Annotated in this window: 15 protein-coding genes and 3 tRNA genes; 10 read left to right on the top strand and 8 right to left on the bottom strand. The window is 55.3% G+C overall.

Annotation, left to right across the window (positions count from 1 at the left end; translation table 11 throughout):
• Positions 1-73 precede the first annotated feature (73 nt).
• Together FCN45_RS17315 and FCN45_RS17310 are read left to right on the top strand one after the other, a co-directional pair.
• A complete protein-coding gene (locus FCN45_RS17315) occupies positions 74-1,528 on the top strand; it encodes an NAD-dependent succinate-semialdehyde dehydrogenase (protein ID WP_137386615.1) in 1,455 nt (484 codons plus the stop codon).
• A 25-nt stretch (positions 1,529-1,553) separates the two neighbouring features.
• Positions 1,554-1,823 carry a barstar family protein gene (locus FCN45_RS17310; protein WP_137386915.1) on the top strand — a complete coding sequence of 90 codons (270 nt, stop codon included), beginning with the start codon at positions 1,554-1,556 and terminating at the stop codon, positions 1,821-1,823.
• Positions 1,824-1,873: 50 nt separating this feature from the next.
• Here FCN45_RS17310 and yhcN (FCN45_RS17305) read toward each other — a convergent pair whose 3' ends face one another.
• The 4 genes from yhcN (FCN45_RS17305) to argR form a co-directional block, all read right to left on the bottom strand.
• Positions 1,874-2,140, bottom strand: coding sequence for a peroxide/acid stress response protein YhcN (yhcN, locus tag FCN45_RS17305; protein ID WP_008101968.1), 267 nt, complete (start codon positions 2,138-2,140; stop codon positions 1,874-1,876).
• Positions 2,141-2,241: 101 nt separating this feature from the next.
• Positions 2,242-2,508 carry a YdgH/BhsA/McbA-like domain containing protein gene (locus tag FCN45_RS17300; RefSeq protein WP_007891990.1) on the bottom strand — a complete coding sequence of 89 codons (267 nt, stop codon included), beginning with the start codon at positions 2,506-2,508 and terminating at the stop codon, positions 2,242-2,244.
• Positions 2,509-2,598: 90 nt separating this feature from the next.
• Positions 2,599-2,862 (bottom strand): peroxide/acid stress response protein YhcN, encoded by a 264-nt coding sequence (gene yhcN, locus FCN45_RS17295; RefSeq protein WP_101762851.1) that lies wholly within the window; start codon positions 2,860-2,862, stop codon positions 2,599-2,601.
• A gap of 489 nt (positions 2,863-3,351) precedes the next feature.
• On the bottom strand, positions 3,352-3,822 hold the full coding sequence (argR, locus tag FCN45_RS17290; protein WP_008101964.1) for a transcriptional regulator ArgR: 471 nt from the start codon (positions 3,820-3,822) through the stop codon (positions 3,352-3,354).
• A 424-nt stretch (positions 3,823-4,246) separates the two neighbouring features.
• On the opposite strand from argR, the gene mdh reads away from it, so the two are divergent.
• On the top strand, positions 4,247-5,182 hold the full coding sequence (gene mdh, locus FCN45_RS17285; RefSeq protein WP_097095873.1) for a malate dehydrogenase: 936 nt from the start codon (positions 4,247-4,249) through the stop codon (positions 5,180-5,182).
• Positions 5,183-5,234: 52 nt separating this feature from the next.
• On the opposite strand, the gene mscM is transcribed toward mdh, so the two are convergent.
• The 3 genes from mscM to rsgA form a co-directional block, all read right to left on the bottom strand.
• A complete protein-coding gene (gene mscM, locus FCN45_RS17280) occupies positions 5,235-8,570 on the bottom strand; it encodes a miniconductance mechanosensitive channel MscM (protein ID WP_137386614.1) in 3,336 nt (1,111 codons plus the stop codon).
• Positions 8,571-8,585: 15 nt separating this feature from the next.
• Complete coding sequence (asd, locus tag FCN45_RS17275; RefSeq protein ID WP_101762854.1) at positions 8,586-9,482, bottom strand: archaetidylserine decarboxylase; 897 nt, start codon at positions 9,480-9,482, stop codon at positions 8,586-8,588.
• Positions 9,483-9,575: 93 nt separating this feature from the next.
• Positions 9,576-10,619, bottom strand: a complete 1,044-nt coding sequence (rsgA, locus tag FCN45_RS17270; protein ID WP_101762855.1) for a small ribosomal subunit biogenesis GTPase RsgA — start codon at positions 10,617-10,619, stop codon at positions 9,576-9,578.
• Positions 10,620-10,722: 103 nt separating this feature from the next.
• Between rsgA and orn the strand changes: the two genes are divergently transcribed.
• From orn to FCN45_RS17250, 4 genes are all read left to right on the top strand, one after another.
• On the top strand, positions 10,723-11,271 hold the full coding sequence (gene orn / locus FCN45_RS17265; protein WP_137386613.1) for an oligoribonuclease: 549 nt from the start codon (positions 10,723-10,725) through the stop codon (positions 11,269-11,271).
• Positions 11,272-11,570: 299 nt separating this feature from the next.
• Positions 11,571-11,646, top strand: a tRNA-Gly gene (locus tag FCN45_RS17260).
• 28 nt (positions 11,647-11,674) lie between these two features.
• Positions 11,675-11,750: transfer RNA gene (locus tag FCN45_RS17255), tRNA-Gly, on the top strand.
• A gap of 197 nt (positions 11,751-11,947) precedes the next feature.
• A tRNA-Gly gene (locus FCN45_RS17250) sits at positions 11,948-12,023 on the top strand.
• Positions 12,024-12,458: 435 nt separating this feature from the next.
• Here FCN45_RS17250 and queG read toward each other — a convergent pair.
• Positions 12,459-13,598: a tRNA epoxyqueuosine(34) reductase QueG gene (gene queG / locus FCN45_RS17245; RefSeq protein ID WP_137386612.1), complete on the bottom strand. Its 1,140-nt coding sequence runs from the start codon at positions 13,596-13,598 to the stop codon at positions 12,459-12,461.
• On the opposite strand from queG, the gene nnr reads away from it, so the two are divergent.
• The 3 genes from nnr to amiB are packed head-to-tail and all read left to right on the top strand — an operon-like array spanning position 13,597 to position 17,249.
• Positions 13,597-15,114, top strand: a complete 1,518-nt coding sequence (nnr, locus tag FCN45_RS17240; protein ID WP_137386611.1) for a bifunctional ADP-dependent NAD(P)H-hydrate dehydratase/NAD(P)H-hydrate epimerase — start codon at positions 13,597-13,599, stop codon at positions 15,112-15,114. The two genes, queG and nnr, sit on opposite strands and share 2 nt — an antisense overlap.
• A gap of 3 nt (positions 15,115-15,117) precedes the next feature.
• Complete coding sequence (gene tsaE / locus FCN45_RS17235; protein WP_137386610.1) at positions 15,118-15,594, top strand: tRNA (adenosine(37)-N6)-threonylcarbamoyltransferase complex ATPase subunit type 1 TsaE; 477 nt, start codon at positions 15,118-15,120, stop codon at positions 15,592-15,594.
• Positions 15,591-17,249 carry an N-acetylmuramoyl-L-alanine amidase AmiB gene (gene amiB / locus FCN45_RS17230; protein WP_137386609.1) on the top strand — a complete coding sequence of 553 codons (1,659 nt, stop codon included), beginning with the start codon at positions 15,591-15,593 and terminating at the stop codon, positions 17,247-17,249. The genes tsaE and amiB overlap by 4 nt, the downstream gene beginning before the upstream one ends.
• Positions 17,250-17,267 lie beyond the last annotated feature (18 nt).

Below are 17,267 nucleotides of genomic sequence, written 5' to 3'. Positions count from 1 at the left end.
ACGCTGACACAAAAACCTCTGATATTGGCATCTATACTTTCCTGACAGGATGCAAACTGACAGGAGAAAACCGATGTCCACTTCCCTGCAACAACACGAATTATTCAAGACCGGCTATTTTGCTGATGGTCAATGGCATAACGCCAGCGCCACCTTTGAGGTGACCAATCCTGCCACCGGCGAAGTTATCGCTAACGTGGCGAAAGCCGGCCAGCAAGAAACCGAACAGGCGATTGCCGCCGCGCAGCGTGCGTTTCCCGCCTGGCGCGATAAAACCGCCAAGGCGCGTGCCGAAATCCTCTATCGCTGGTATCAGCTGATCATCGAGAACAAAAGCTGGCTCGGCCAGTTGATGACGGCCGAGCAGGGTAAACCGCTTAAAGAAGCCGAAGGTGAAGTGGAATACGCTGCCAGCTTTATTCAGTGGTTTGCCGAGCAGGCGAAACGCGCCAACGGTGAAATCATCCCGCCGACTAAACCGGGCTCGCGCATTCTGGCGACGCGCGAACCAATTGGTGTGGTCGCGGCGATCACGCCGTGGAATTTCCCGATGGCGATGCTGACGCGCAAACTTGGCCCCGCATTGGCCGCAGGCTGTACCGGCATCATCAAACCCGCTAACAACACACCGCTGAGCGCCTTCGCGTTGCTGGCGCTGGCGCAGAAAGCCGGTGTGCCTGATGGCGTACTCAATGCGGTGGCGGGCGATACGCATGCCATCAGCGACGCGATCATGGCCAGTAAGGCGGTGCGCAAAATCTCCTTTACCGGTTCCACCGCGGTGGGCAAAACGCTGATGCGTAATGCGGCTGAAACCATGAAAAAGGTCTCGATGGAGTTAGGCGGCAACGCGCCTTACATCGTGTTTGATGATGCCGATATTGATGCGGCGGTGCAGGGCGCGATTGCCAACAAATTCCGCAACGCCGGGCAGGTGTGCGTCAGCGTCAACCGCTTCTATGTGCATAACGCGGTCTACAATCGCTTCGTTAATCAATTGGCCGATGCGGTGGGCAAACTAAAAGTCGGAAATGGCGTGGAAGAAGGGGTGATCGTTGGCCCGCTGATTGAGCCGTCCGCGCTGGAGAAAGTGGAAGAGCACGTCAAAGATGCATTGAGTAAAGGCGGCAAATTGCTGGTCGGCGGCGAACGTCATCCTCTTGGCGGCAACTTCTGGCAACCAACGGTGATTGGCGAAGCGCATGAAGAGATGAAGCTGGCGCAGGAAGAGACGTTTGGTCCGGTTGCGGCCTGCTTCCGCTTTGACGATGAAGCCGAGGTGATTGCGCGCGCCAACAACACCGAATTTGGCCTGGCGGCTTACTTCTACACGCAGAATCTGCAACGGGTGTTCCGCGTCTCAGCGGCGCTGGAAGCGGGCATGATCGGCATTAACGAATGCGCGGTATCCACTGAGCTGGCACCGTTTGGCGGCGTGAAAGAGTCTGGACTGGGACGCGAAGGATCGGTGTTGGGGATGGAAGAGTATCTGGAAGTTAAAGCGTTGCACCTCGGCGGACTCAGCTAGCCGCAACAACCAAGAGGGCGTCATGATGAGAACCGAGCGTTTCGATTTCGACGAGATTGTCGATCAAGCCCATTTTTATCGACAGTTTAGCGATCGTTTTGCGTTAGCCGATTTCGCCATCAACGATCTTGACAATCTTTGGGATGCGATTGTCGGTGAGCAACTGCCGTTGCCGCTGGAGATTGAATTTGTAAATCTGGGGAAAGGGCAGAAACGCCGGTATGGCGCATTGATCCTGCTATTTGATGAAGCAGAAGAGGAGCTGGAAGGCCAGCTCCGCTTCAATATAAAGTAAAAAGGGCCCCGGCGAGCGGGGCCAAAGGGTTCGTCTTAATTGACGAGGAATTACTTATACAGCTCAGCTGTTACGTGGTAGCTGTCGCCGGTTTTCGCTTCAATCACTTTGTAAGCGCTGGCACCTTGCTCATCCGCTTTCTGAGAAAGCTCGGCACGATAATCCATTGGCGAACCGCCGGTTCCGCTGATTGAAATAGTGCTGCCGGTAGGTTGCAGATTCTGCGCCTGTTGTTCGGTGACCAGTTGCGCTGCAGAAGCACCAAAGGCGAACAGGGAAAGCAGGGTAGCAGTTGCGATGGTTGTTTTGATTTTCATAATTTTCTCCTCGTTTAATCAACAACCTGCGGCAGAAAAGGGGTGGCGGGTCGTCGATCTATTGCCTGGCGCCATCAAGGCACCGGACGTTCAATTAGTGATTATTTGTACAGTTCAGCAGTTACGTGGAAAGTATCGCCACGGTTGCTTTCGATGATGCGGTAATGGCTGGCACCCTGCGCATCGGCTTTCTGTGACAGTTCCTGACGCACGTTGGTTTGGTCGCCGTCAACACCGCTCACGCTGATGGTTTGGTTCAGAGATTGCAGCTGTTCAGCTTGTTGGTTTGAAACCAGGCTGGCGGCACTCGCGCCAAAAGAAAGAACAGAAGCCAGGCCCAGTACTGCGATAGCTAATTTGGTTTTCATGATTCACTCTCCTGAAATGGGGGCCGGCAACCTGAGAGGCAAGAGCGTCTCAAACGGGTCGCCGTTCACATTGCTTTTTAAGTCAATAACTTATTTGTACAGCTCAGCGGTTGCGTGGTAGCTGTCACCGGTATTCGCCTCAACCACGCGATAGGCTTTCGCACCTTGCTGGTCGGCTTTATCGTTTAACTGCTGACGGATATCCATTGGAGAACCGCCCACGCCGCTGACGCTGATGGTGCCCGCAGGTTGCAGATTCGCTGCCTGTTCGGCATTAATAGAATCTGCTGCAAAAGCACCAAATGACAGGGCAGAGAGAACACTTAAAGTCGCGATAGTAGTTTTAACGTTCATGATAATTTTCCTCGTCGTCTGTTTTTATCTTTTTCTTTCGTGTGATTTGCATCACGAAAACAAGTATAGATCTAATCACCCATGAAATTAATACCGAGCTAATAATGTTTGGTTGTAATTCTTTATCCTTATGGCACTTTTTTAGAACCTGAAGTTATAAAAAACGCCTGGATCTTAACCAGAGGTAGTTATTTCACCGTAAAAACAATGATCTACATCAAATTATCTTTTAGTGCGAAAGATCGTGGTTGATCTCGCTGGCTGATACAGATAGAGAAGGGAAAGACACTGAGCACAATGTGTAAAGCAGCGTAAAATAGCGCATAAGGTTAAACGGGCACAAAGGTCGTACCAATGATAGCGGCTGAAAAGAACCGCTGAGCATATGGATAACTTATTATTTACAAAGGGATTTGTAACAGAATGGTTACGAATGAAGCGTAAAGGGCAAGATAACCGGCAGATGAACTGCCGGAATGCAGCAGGGTTTTATAGCTCTTGTTCGAATAAAACCAGAATCGCGTCGTACAGCTGTTTTACCGAGAAGGTGCGCGCGGGGGTAATAAAGATGGTGTCATCACCGGCAATGGTGCCGAGAATGCCTTCCGCTTTGCCCAGCGAATCCAGCAGGCGCGCAATCAGCTGCGCCGCGCCCGGACTGGTGTGAATCACCACTAACGCATCGTTGTAATCGATATCCAGCACCAGATTCTTCAGCGGGCTGGTGGTGGTGGGCACGCCGAGTTCAGCAGGCAGGCAGTAAACCATCTCCATTTTGGCGTTGCGCGTGCGCACCGCGCCAAACTTGGTCAGCATGCGAGAAACTTTGGACTGATTAATATTCTCGAAGCCGTCTTCCTGCAGCGCCTGCACGATTTCGCCCTGGGAGCTGAATTTCTCTTCCTTCAATAAGGCTTTAAACGCCTTAATCAAGTCGTCTTGTTTCGATGGGTTTCGCATAAGCTACCAATTAAAAAGGGGTTGCAGAGGGCAACAGGCCCACGGCAGATAAATTATTATGCATTTAGATGAATTTTTATGCAATAAGTCTGGTAAGAGAATCGCGGTAATGACCTGCGGGGCGGGCATCATAACAGAATATGATGTTGCACCAAAATCGCGGGTGGACGCGCAAAGCGAAGGTTGCAAAGTTGTTATATTATTGAAGTGGTAACAACAATATCGATGATCATTGCCGTCCATTGTCTTCTGGCTGCGAATGAATCATTCAGGCGACTTCTGAAGTGGAGATGTCTCGGGAGCCGATTGCGGCGTAGTGTTTAGTGCGCGACAGGTTTAGTCGCTATCGCCTGAGAAGTTGATTAAACTCGTAACCTGATGGATTTTCGGCATATCTCTGCCCCACCTTAATAAGGAGTTCAGGATGAAAGTTGCCGTTCTCGGTGCCGCTGGTGGTATTGGCCAGGCGCTCGCACTGCTGCTCAAAACGCAATTACCCGCAGGCTCAGCTCTCTCACTTTACGATATCGCCCCGGTAACGCCCGGTGTGGCGGTCGATCTCAGTCATATCCCAACGGCAGTCACCGTGGAAGGGTTTAGCGGTGAAGATGCTACGCCTGCGCTGCATGGTGCTGATGTGGTGCTGATCTCCGCGGGTGTGGCACGTAAGCCGGGCATGGATCGCGCCGACCTGTTTAACGTCAACGCCGGTATCGTGCGTAACCTGATCGAACAGGTTGCCAGTACCGCGCCAAAAGCGCTGATTGGCGTCATCACCAATCCGGTGAATACGACGGTGGCGATTGCGGCCGAAGTGCTAAAAAAAGCCGGCGTGTATGACAAGAATCGCCTGTTTGGCGTTTCCACCCTCGATATCATCCGTGCCAATACCTTTGTCGCGGCGCTAAAAGGCAAGCAGCCTAACGAGATTGAAGTGCCGGTGGTGGGCGGGCATTCCGGCGTAACGATTCTGCCGCTGCTGTCGCAGGTGAAAGGCGTGAGCTTCAGCGAGCAGGAAGTGGCGGATCTCACCAAACGTATTCAGAACGCGGGCACCGAAGTGGTGGAAGCCAAAGCCGGTGGCGGATCGGCGACGCTGTCGATGGGACAGGCAGCGGCCCGTTTTGGCCTGTCATTGATTCGTGCCCTGCAAGGCGAAGCCAACGTGGTGGAGTGCGCGTATGTGGAAGGCGATGGCGAATATGCCCGCTTCTTCTCGCAGCCGCTGCTGCTGGGCAAAAACGGTATCGTTGAACGCCGTCCGCTGGGCACGCTGAGTGCCTTTGAACAGCAGGCGCTAAACGGCATGCTGGAAACGCTGAAGAAAGATATCGCGCAGGGCGAAGAGTTTGTGAAGTGATAAACTCCGAGCGGCAATAAAAAACGCCCGGCATCTGCCGGGCGTTTTGTTTTTATAATCCGCCAGATTTGAAGGTCTTATTGGCGGGCGCACCGTTAGTCGCGGGGTTTTGCTTTCCTAGCGTCTCCATGCGTACCTGGAATGGTGGGAACGGCATCTCAATGCCGTGCTCCTCAAAGCCGCGCAGAATCAGCTGATGCAGTTCATGGCGCAGCGGCATGCGATGCCCCATCTCCGCCGCATGCACGCGCAGTTCAAACAGCTGAATACCTTGCTGCAGATCGACCAGGAACACATCCGGCGCTGGCATATCAAGCACGTAGGTGCAGCGATCGGCCGCTTGCTTAAGAATGTTGGTCACTTCATCACTGTTGACTCTGGCGGGCGCTGGAATCGTCAGCACCACACGCGTCACTGAATCCGACAGCGACCAGTTCACGAACTGCTCAGTAATGAAAGCCTTATTCGGCACGATGATCTCTTTGCGGTCCCAATCGGTGATGGTGGTGGCACGCGTGTTGATGCGCGTAATGCTGCCAGTCAGGTCGCGAATGGTCACGGTATCGCCAATACGGATCGGTTTCTCAAACAGGATAATCAGGCCGGAGATAAAGTTAGCGAAAATCTCCTGCATCCCGAAGCCCAACCCCAGACCCAACGCAGCAACCAGCCACTGCAGCTTCGACCACTCAATGCCCATCATTGAGAAGCCAATCAAGCCGCCAATCAGCATCAAAGCATACTTGGTCAAAGTGGTAATGGCGTAACCGGTGCCCGGCGCCAAACTGAGATGCTGCAACAGCGCCAGCTCCAGCAGCGCGGGCATGTTACGCACCAGCTGCGTGGTGATGATCAGCACCAGAATCGCAATCAACACCGCACCCAGCGTAATCGCCTGCACGCTGTCCACGCCCTGAATGGTAGTGCTGGCATTCCACAGCGGAATGTTATCAAGGAAGCTAAACGCCGAGTGGATTTCTGACCACAGTACAATTACCGAAACCAGTGCAATCAGCGTCAGGATGGAACGCACCAGACGCAGCGACTGTGCGCTGATCTCATCGAGATCAATGCTTGGCTCATCGATTTCGATGGTGTCGGCATTCGCTGGCGTTGATTGCTCTTTCTCTTCTTCGCTGCGCGCGCGGTTGGCCAGCATATCGGCACGACGCTGACGTGCACGGTCAAAGGCGATGCGGCGGCGCTGAATCAGCATCCAGCGGCGGATGATGTGATACACCACCAGCAGGAAGAACCAGATGCCCACCGAGGTTTCCAGACGCGCCAGCAGCGCCTGCGCGGTGGCGAGATAACCGATGCAGGAGGCGAGGGCAGCCACCAGCGGCAGGGCAATCATCAGGTTCCACAAAATGCGGTTTACGAAGTTATCGCCGTTGCCCTCTTTATCCAGATAGAGCGGAATACCGGCGCGTTTCAGGCTAACGGTAACGATACTCAGCGCGCCACAAATCAGGATGAAGCACACGCGTCCCAGCGTGCCGGAGAATTGCGGATCGTCGAGATTGGCAAAGGCGATCAGCAGCATGATCAGCGGCACAATCAGCCCTACCGATAGCGAGTAATAGCGCATGGCACGCGCCACGCGCGCTTGCGGCCAGCGGAAATGCACCACAAACAAGCCATCGGGACGTGCAAACGCCGCGCTGATCATAAAGGCCCACAGCAGCGGCAGCGTGGCGGTGATGCCATCGCCAATCGCCACGGCGAACGGATAAGGCCAGGCATGCTGTAAACCGTAACCGAGCGCGGCCCACAATACCGGCAGCGGCACCGCCACCAGAATCGACCAAAATACCGTGCGCAGCGTCAGGCTGAAGCGATCCTGCGTCACTTTGCCGACGCGGCTGGCGGAGCGCTCCATAAAGGCGTTGTAGTGACGACGCGAGCTGATGCTGAAGCCAACCAGCAGAATCGCACCAATAATCGGTAACACGGTTTCGCGATTGGTAAACATCATCGCCAGCGCTTTGCCGAGCTGGCCGGCGGTATCCAGCGACAACAGACGCTTGAGATCCTGCGCCATCTCCACCGGGAAATTCAGGCCGATGGTATTAACGTCAGCGGTCCAGAACAGATAGCGATGCGTCGCATCTTTAACTTCGGCTAAGGCATCCTGCAGCTGCGTATTGGAAACTTTGAGCTTGGTGATTTCCAGAATCAGCGTATCGCAACCGGAAATCAGCGAGTTCAGCAGTTCGCGCTGGGTTTTAAGTTGCGCTTCGAGGATACGTACCTGATCGCTGCTGAACGGCGTGCCGTCATCCTGCTTGGCTTTGCGCAGTTCCTGCTGGCGCTCCAGCAGATCCTCATAATGCAGACGCTGCACGCGCAGCTGGCCCATTTCGCTGTCAATCTGCTGAGATTTCGGCATCTCTGGCAGACGGGCAACCTGCGCACGCAAGGCTTCGCCCAACAGATTGGACGCCCCCAGCCATTGCGACTGCTCACGCAGCGTGCTCAGCGCCTGACGCACCTGCAAGGTCTGATTGGTGGCCAGACGCTGCTGCGAAGCGACTAAATCCATGCGCTGCGCTTGCTGATTGAGGTCTGCGGAGAGTTCGCGGTTAACGCGGAACTGATCGCTGATCGAACTCGGCAGATCGCCACTGTTTTCCGCCAGCTGCTCGGTGCGCTCCAGCGCCAGTTCAGCTTCGCGCTGGCGCTGATTGTTGAGCTGATTGCGCAGCGCCTGCAGATAGTTATCCAGTTGAGTCGCTTTGCGCTGATGCACTTCGGCGCGCATGCGCGCCAGTTCCTGACGGTTATTCGCCGAAAGCTGCGCCAGCTCTAACTCGTCCACGCGCGCTTTGTTGGCGGCGTTTTCCGCCTGACGCGCGTAAATCTGCGCCTGCGCCAGCGGCGTGGTCGCCGTCGAAGCGCTCTGCGCGCGACGATCGCTTTCGGTCATCGCCCGGCGTGCGTCGGTTTGCTGCTGCGGCAGCTGCGACAGTGAATCGCTGATCTCGCGCGCGCGATCCTGCTCCTGCTGCGCCTGGCGGCCTTCCTCCAGCAGCTGGCTGCTGACCTGCAACAGCTCCTGATCCAGCTCGGCGCTGCTCATATTGCTGCGCACCGCCTTGCTGCTGTCCGTCAGCGTGGCGATCTGCTGACGTAATTCGCGCGCCAGCCGCGGGAAATCATCAATCACCTGCTGATACTGCTTCGCGCGCTCCAGCGACTCATCGCGCTCGTTGAGGAAATTGATCGCCGATTCGAGCGCCTGCACCTGCTCGGTTTGCGCGGGTGAGGTTTTCGCCAATTTAGCCGCATCCAGTTCCTGCTTTAGCTGGCTGGATTGCGGAACGGTGGCTGCAAATACAGAACTGCTGAGCACAAGGCTCAGCAGCAAGGAGAGGAAAACACGCACGGGAGAGATTCCGGGTTATTTGCTAAGTGAGACGCTGTCGCCAGGCTGAGGCAGGGCGATGGCCAGCGGCTGACCGAGGCGGGTTTTGCTTTCGGCTTCAAGGCTTTCTGCCAGCTTCACGCGATTCGGCGCGAACAGGTTGATCACCGTTGAACCCAACTTGAAGCGACCCATTTCCTGGCCTTTCAGCAGCACCACCGCACCATCATGATCGGCAGACGGATAGCGCCAGCGTTTAATCACACCTTCGCGCGGTGGCGTAATGGTGCCCGCCCACACGGTTTCGATGCTACCCACAATGGTGGCACCGACAAGGATCTGCACCATCGGGCCATGATCGGTATCGAATACGCAGATCACGCGCTCGTTACGCGCAAACAGATTCGGGATGTTACGTGCGGTCAGCGGGTTGACGGAGTAGAGATCGCCCGGCACATAGATCATTTCGCGCAGGATGCCGTTACACGGCATATGCACGCGGTGATAATCGCGCGGGGCGAGATAAGTGGTAACAAACTCGCCGTCATGAAACTGATCCGCCAGATCGTCGTTACCGGCCAGCAGCGCCTGCAGGCTGTAAGTGTGGCCTTTGGCCTGGAAGATCTGATCGCCGGCAATGCGCCCCAGCTGGCTGATCGCGCCATCGGCGGGCAGCGCCAGTAAAGAGGCATCAGTATCGATCGGACGCGCGCCCTCTTTTAACGGACGCACGAAGAAATCATTGAAGGTGCGGTAGCTGCCGGTATGTGGCTTGCTGGCTTCCGCCATATCCACTTTGTAGTACCAGACAAATAGATCGATGACCGCTTTAGTGAGCCAGCCACCACGGCGGCTGGCACCCCAACCGGCGAGCTCGGTGAGCCCTTTTTTAGGCAAAATATGATTCAGGCCGAGTTTAAAACGATCAAACACCGTTGCCTCCTGGCTTAATTACGTGTCGTTAACAAAAAAGGGGGCGGATTGTAGCAGCGCCCCAGCGCGTTGGCGAATGTGCCGTTGTACTGCTTAATCTGCGTCGGAGGAAAAGTTTTTACGCGTCTTTACCTGCGCCATACTTTCCAGAATTCGGTGATAGTTATCGAAGCGGGAGATATCAATCTTGCCCTCTTCTACCGCTTCGCGAATGGCACAGCCAGGATCGGTATCGTGCTTACAGTCGCGGAAACGGCAACCGCCAAGGAATTCACGGAATTCGACAAAGCCGCGCGTCACTTGTTCCGGCTCCAGATGCCATAAACCAAACTCACGCACCCCCGGTGAATCGATCACATCGCCGCCCGCCGGGAAGTGGTAAAGGCGTGACGCGGTGGTGGTGTGCTGACCTAATCCAGAAACGTTCGACACATCGTTGGTCAGAATTTCAGCCGCTACCTCCAGGCCAAGCAGGTTATTCAGCAGGCTCGATTTACCCACGCCAGATTGGCCGGCAAAGATGCTGACGCGGCCGGTTAAGGCGCTTTCCAGTTCAACCAGGCCATCTTTGGCGTGGCTGGAAACCATCAAGACGCGATAACCAATGTTGCGATAGATCTCCATCTGCTCATCAACAAACGCGCGGCCTTCGGCATCTAAAAGGTCGGTTTTGTTGAGCACCAGCAGCGGTTCCACGCCAAGGGTTTCGCTGGCGACCAGGTAGCGATCGATGATGTTGAGTGACAGCTCTGGCAGGATCGCCGAAACGATAATGATCTGATCGATGTTGGCGGCGATCGGTTTCACGCCGTCATAGAAGTCTGGGCGCGTAAGCACCGTCTTACGTTCGTGTACCGCTTCGACGATCCCTTTGCCGCCGCCAATGGCAGCGCGCCATAAAACGCGATCGCCAGTGACCAGCGAGCGAATAGTGCGGCGGATGTTACAGCGATGCACAACGCCTTCGCTGTCTTCCACGTCTGCGTGCATGCCGAAACGGCTGATCACCACGCCATCAGCCGCTTCTCCAAACAGACTATCATCCGGCTCCGGCTTATCGCTCCGTTGCTGCAGACGACGCTGATGGTTGGCGCTTACGCGACGTTGTTGACCTTTCGACAGTTTGTTTTTACTCACGCATCCTCTCACGGCTTTCGCCAGGTTTCGCCCTGCTGGGCAAAACGTCTATGATACACCTGAAATGAGTTTAATGACGACTTTGGCAACAGGCGGGAAACGCATGACAGCTGGAAATGAAAACAACCTGATTTGGATCGACCTCGAAATGACCGGATTGGATCCGGAACGCGATCGCATTATTGAGATCGCTACCATCGTGACCGATGCCAACCTTAACATCCTGGCAGAAGGCCCGGTGTTCGCGGTGCATCAATCTGACGATCAGTTGGCGTTGATGGATGACTGGAACGTGCGCACGCACACCAATAGCGGATTGGTGGCGCGCGTCAAAGCCAGCGAGCACGATGACCGTGCGGCGGAACTGGCCACCATCGAGTTCCTGAAACAGTGGGTGCCGGCGAACACCTCGCCGATTTGCGGCAACAGTATTGGTCAGGATCGTCGCTTCCTGTTTAAGTACATGCCTAAACTGGAAGCCTATTTCCACTATCGCTATCTTGATGTCAGCACGCTGAAAGAGCTGGCGCGCCGCTGGAAACCGGATATCTTGCCAGGTTTTAAAAAGTCCGGTAGCCATCAGGCACTGGATGATATTCGCGAGTCCGTCGCCGAGCTGGCGTACTATCGCGAGCACTTCCTGCAGCTTTAACCGCCGCGGGTGCGCAGGAAATCATCAGGTTGTCGATAAAAGCAGCGAACGCGCGGAAAGCGCAAAATTTTGCTTTTAGACTCTTGCGACTGAAAGGATTTCTCGTATAATGCGCACCCCGTACCGGTGAAGAATTTCATGCGGAACGGAGAAGTAAAGTAGTACGGCGAAGTTCAGAATCGAGTAGTTGAGTTGGGTACAAGGCGGCAACTGAGCGAATATCTGGGAGCTTACTTCAGTAAGTGACCTGATTGAGTGAAGGAAGCCAACGCAGTAACCAACACAAATACGATGATTATGCGGGAATAGCTCAGTTGGTAGAGCACGACCTTGCCAAGGTCGGGGTCGCGAGTTCGAGTCTCGTTTCCCGCTCCAAACTTTCGTTGAGTAGTAAACCTCTAATGCGGGAATAGCTCAGTTGGTAGAGCACGACCTTGCCAAGGTCGGGGTCGCGAGTTCGAGTCTCGTTTCCCGCTCCAGAGTTTGTAGTAAACCATCCAAATCACGGATTTAGTCGTTAGCGTGATTGTTGTGACAAAAATACGTAGAGTCAGAATCGAGTATTTTAGTTTGCAACAAGGCGGCAACTGAACGAATCCCTGGGAGCTTACATGAGTAAGTGACCTGGGTGAGTGAAGGCAGCCAACGCAGTAGCAGACTAAAATACGAAGATTATGCGGGAATAGCTCAGTTGGTAGAGCACGACCTTGCCAAGGTCGGGGTCGCGAGTTCGAGTCTCGTTTCCCGCTCCAGATTTTCATATTCACTAATGTTATTTGCCCTTAGGCGCAATCAGAATTAAAACTGCTGCAGATCTTTTTTGATCGCATACGACACCGTTTTTTTCTGGAAATTTTGCACGCCTCGCTAGCAGCGATAATGCTTGTAGTCTGATGCAGTTATCTTTCAGGTTATCCACAATGCGCCTGCAAGCTTCTGACGGCGTTTTCCCCGTTGTTTAAAACTGTTTTGAACAGAGTTATCCACAAGCTCTGGACAAACCCCTGCGCGCTAAATACGACGTGAATATTTACAATAATCGCTTAATTGATTGATTTTTAAGTGGTTATAACTATTTCAGACTGTGATCTTGCCCTTAAGACGAAATTACGATCTCCGTCACGATTCAGTGGGAAAATTTTATTCACAGCATGTGGAAAAGCGTTTTATCCTGTGCGACTGCTCAATCACGCATCACGTTGCAGGCCTTTTTCGACCGCGCGCACCAGCCGCTGTTTCTTCGCTGGCTGCACTTCTACCGCTTGCGCCGCGCGTTTCTGCAACTGCTGTGCAATCGCCCATTCAATATGCTCATCAAGCAGGGGATGTTCGCCGCTGCGCAATGCTAATGCCGCCATATTTTCTTCTGCCCAGGGCGCATTGCCCAATGCTACCGCAATATTTCGCAACCAGCGCAAATGCCCAATACGCCGAATCGCTGAACCTTCGGTGATGCGCAGAAATTTGGCTTCATCCCATTTGAACAGATCGGTGAGCGGCGGCGCATGCAACACCGCGCGCGGCGAGAAATCATCTTCATCGGTTAACTGGCCGTAACGATTCCACGGGCAGATCAGCTGGCAATCATCGCAGCCATAAATTCGATTACCAATCAGCGGACGGAACTCTTCAGGAATTGCGCCTTCCAACTCGATGGTGAGATAGGAGATGCAGCGACGCGCATCGACCACGTAAGGTTCGACGATGGCGGAAGTGGGGCAGATAGTGATACAGGCGACACAGCGTCCACACTGCTCTTCCTGGGGCTGATCGACCGGTAACGGCAGATCAATCAGCAGTTCGCCGAGGAAGAACCACGAACCCGCTTCACGGTTGAGGATCAGCGAATGTTTGCCGGTCCAGCCTAAACCGGCTTTAGCGGCAATCGGGCGTTCCAGAATCGGTGCGGAATCGACGAACGGACGAAAATTGCGTTCGCCACAGTGCGCCTGAATCATTTCTCCGAGCTTTTTCAGTCGATTGCGCAATACTTTGTGATAGTCGCGGCCCAGCGCATAGCGGCTTACATAGCCCAGCTGCGGATTTTTTAAGGTGCTGGCAAAGGCGGCTTTAGCTGGAAGGTAATTCATGCGTACGCTAATCACGCGCAGCGTGCCAGGTAGCAGCTCATGCGGCCGCGCACGCATCATGCCGTGGCGCGCCATCCAATCCATCTCGCCGTGATATTGCTTATCCAGCCACGCCTGCAGTTTGGGCTCTTCGGCGCTCAGATCGGTATCGCAAATACCCACCTGCTGGAAGCCGAGGTCGCGTCCCCACTGTTTAATTTGTTCAGCGAGCTGTTGAAGATCGAGAGGATATGACATGAGAAACCAGGCAATTGAAGCAAACGCGCGCAGTTTAACACACTCTGTCTGGCCTGCGCAGGCGATGGCGCAACTGGAACGCGATGCCGCCGATAGCCTGGGCTTAACGCTGTTTGAGCTGATGCAACGTGCGGGCCAGGCCAGCTATGAATTAGGCCGCCAGCTGTGGCCGCAGGCGCAGCATTGGTTGATCCTGTGCGGGCACGGCAACAATGGCGGCGATGGTTATGTGGTGGCGCGACTGGCGCAGGCAGCAGGATTGAACGTGACGCTGCTGGCGTGTGCGGGCAGTAAAGCTCTGCCAGAAGAGGCGCAGCAGGCTCAAGACGCATGGCTGGCGGCGGGCGGTGTGATTCACGCGGCGGATGCGCCCTGGCCGGAGCAGGTTGAGGTGATTGTCGATGCGCTGCTCGGCACCGGCCTGAATCGCGCGCCCGCCGATCCTTACGATCGCCTGATCACACTCATCAACGCGCATGCCGCACCGGTGCTGGCGATCGATATTCCCTCTGGTTTGCTGGCGGCTAATGGCACGGCGCCGGGCAAAACGGTCATCGCCGATCACACGTTGAGCATGATTACGCTGAAACCCGGCCAACTGACCGGCAAGGCGCGCGATTACGTTGGCGTTCTGCACAACCATGAGTTGGGCTTGTCGGCATATCTTGCCGCTGAGCAGGCACCGATTTCACGCTATGACGCCGGGGATTTAACGTGCTGGCTGAAACCACGTCGCGCTACTTCACATAAAGGTGATCAGGGGCGGCTATTGGTGGTCGGCGGCGACAGCGGCACGGCGGGCGCGATTCGCATGACCGGTGAAGCCGCCCTGCGAACCGGCGCCGGACTTGTGCGCGTGCTGACACATGAAGATAATATTGGCCCGATTCTCACCGCGCGACCGGAGTTAATGGTTGATGCGCTGAGCGATGAACGGCTGGATCAGGCGCTGGAGTGGGCGGATGTGATCGCCGTTGGACCGGGGCTCGGCCAGCGCGATTGGGCTCAGAAGGCACTGAAAAAGATCGCGGTCAGTGAAAAGCCGATGCTTTGGGATGCGGATGCGCTTAACCTGCTGGCAATCAAGCAGGATAACCGTCAGAATCGCATCATTACGCCGCATCCCGGCGAAGCTGCGCGCTTGCTGGGGGTGAAAACCAGCGAGATTGAGAGTGACCGCTTACACGCTGCGCGCGCCCTGGCGAAACGCTACGGCGGCGTGGTGGTTCTGAAAGGCGCGGGCACGGTGATTGCCAGCGCGGCGGGTGACATCGCCATTGCCGATGTGGGCAACGCGGGCATGGCGTCTGGCGGCATGGGCGATGTGCTGAGCGGGATTATTGCCGCTCTGCTCGGCCAGAAACTGACATTACTTGATGCAGCCTGCGCAGGCTGTGTCGCGCATGGGGCAACAGCCGATGCCGTTGCGCGTCAGCGCGGTACTCGCGGCATGTTAGCCACTGATTTGTTCGAGCTGCTGTGGCAGTTTGTTAATCCAGAGATGATCCAACAATAAAGCATGAAGACCTGTGTTATCCCTTTGCCCGATGAGGCGGCAACCCTGAATCTGGGTGCGCAATTGGCGCGCGTCTGCAACAGCGCGCTGGTGATCTATCTTTATGGCGATTTGGGTGCCGGTAAGACCACCTTTAGCCGTGGTTTTCTGCAGGCGCTCGGCCATCAAGGCAATGTAAAAAGCCCAACGTATACGCTGGTCGAGCCCTACGAGCTCGGCTCTCGCACGCTATACCATTTCGATCTCTATCGTCTTGCCGATCCCGAAGAGTTGGAGTTCATGGGCATCCGCGACTATTTCACCGGCGATGCGCTCTGTCTGGTGGAGTGGCCGCAGAGGGGCACCGGCGTGCTGCCTGAGCCCGATTTAGCGCTGACGTTGCGCTACGTGGATGCGGCGCGTGAAGCCGAAATAAGCGCGATTTCCGCCACGGGCGAAGCGCTGTTAACCCAATTCCAGCAAGGCAGGGATCCGGCATGATGTCACGGATGAAAATCATTGTACTGGGCTTGCTGTGCCTGTTTTCTGCCTCGGCGTTGTCTGCCACGTTATCGGATATCAAAGTCGAGAATGGCGATAGCCAGGCCACCGTTACTCTGAGCTTTAACGGTCAGCCCGTGTATGGTTTTTTCCCGCTGCATAATCCCAATCGTGTGGTGCTGGATATTCGTCAAAGCGGCGCGATTAAAGGTTTGCCGCTCAATTTTAGCGGCGAAAATATTGTGCAGCGCATTCGCCATAGCCAGCCGAAGGATAAGCAAAGCCTGCGTTTAGTGTTCGAACTGACGCAGCCCGCGCAGACGCGCGCCAGCACGCAGCGCGATGGCAGTAATTATCGCGTGGTGTTCACCATTCGTGGGACGCAGCCAGCGAAGCGCCCGGCCGCTGCCGCGCCTGTTACCACCGCGCGTGAAAGCCAGCCGAGCAGCAGCAGCCAAGGCAATCCGTTCAACGCCAATCAGGTGACAGCGGTGACCAGCAGCAATACCACCGTGCGTCCCGGCAACTCGGTTAGTCGCAACGATGTGGTAATTGTGGCGATTGATGCCGGGCACGGCGGTCAGGATCCCGGCGCATCCGGCCAGCACGGTTTGCACGAGAAAAATGTCACCATCTCAATTGCGCGTAAGTTGAAAGCGCTGATGGATCAGGATCCGATGTTCAAACCGGTGCTGACGCGTAACGGCGACTATTTCATCTCGGTAATGGGCCGCTCAGAAGTGGCGCGTAAAGAGAACGCGAATCTGCTGGTATCCATTCACGCCGACGCCGCGCCAAATCACTCAGCCACTGGCGCATCGGTTTGGGTGCTGTCCAACCGCCGCGCCAATAACGAAATGGCGAACTGGCTGGAACAGAAAGAAAAACAATCTGAGCTGCTGGGCGGCGCAGGGGATCTGCTGGCGAACAGCCAGGCCGATCCCTATCTTAGCCAGGCAGTGCTGGATTTGCAGTTTGGTCATTCACAGCGTGTAGGTTATGACGTCGCCGTCAAAGTCCTGCAGCAGTTGCGCGGTATTACGCCGCTGCATAAGCGTCTGCCGGAACATGCCAGCCTTGGCGTTTTACGTTCCCCGGATATTCCCTCTTTACTGGTCGAAACCGGCTTTATTAGTAATGCCGCGGAGGAGCGGCTGCTTGGCAGCAGCGCGTATCAGGAGAAGATTGCGCAGTCGATTTATAAAGGCCTGCGCAATTATTTCCTTACGCATCCGCTGCAATCGATCCCAAAGGAGGAAAACCGGCCGCTGGACAGCGCACCAGCGGTTAGCGTCGCCAGCAACCCGGCGACCGGCACGGTGCAATATACCGGCGCAACGCAGCGTCATACCGTCACGCGTGGCGAAACGCTGTCGGGCATCGCGGCAAAATATGGCGTGAGCATGGCGACGTTACGTGAGATGAATAGCCTGAAGCGCGATGTGGTTTGGGTGGGACAGCGCCTGAAGGTGCCCGCGAAATCCAGCGTCAGCGTGGCGGCGAGTCGTCCAACCCGGCATAAAGTGGTGCGGGGTGATTCCCTCACGGCGATTGCCGCGCACTATGGCGTGAGCTCAAAAGCCATCATGCAGGCGAATAATATGAAGTCGAGCAATGTGATGCTGGGGCAAAACTTAAAAATTCCGCAATCCTGATTGTTGGCTCCCCGTGAG

Source organism: Pantoea sp. SO10 (genome assembly GCF_005281435.1).
Lineage (GTDB): Bacteria > Pseudomonadota > Gammaproteobacteria > Enterobacterales > Enterobacteriaceae > Pantoea > Pantoea leporis.
Note: the sequence above shows the minus strand (reverse complement) of the source record. Positions and strands in the feature narration are given on the sequence as shown.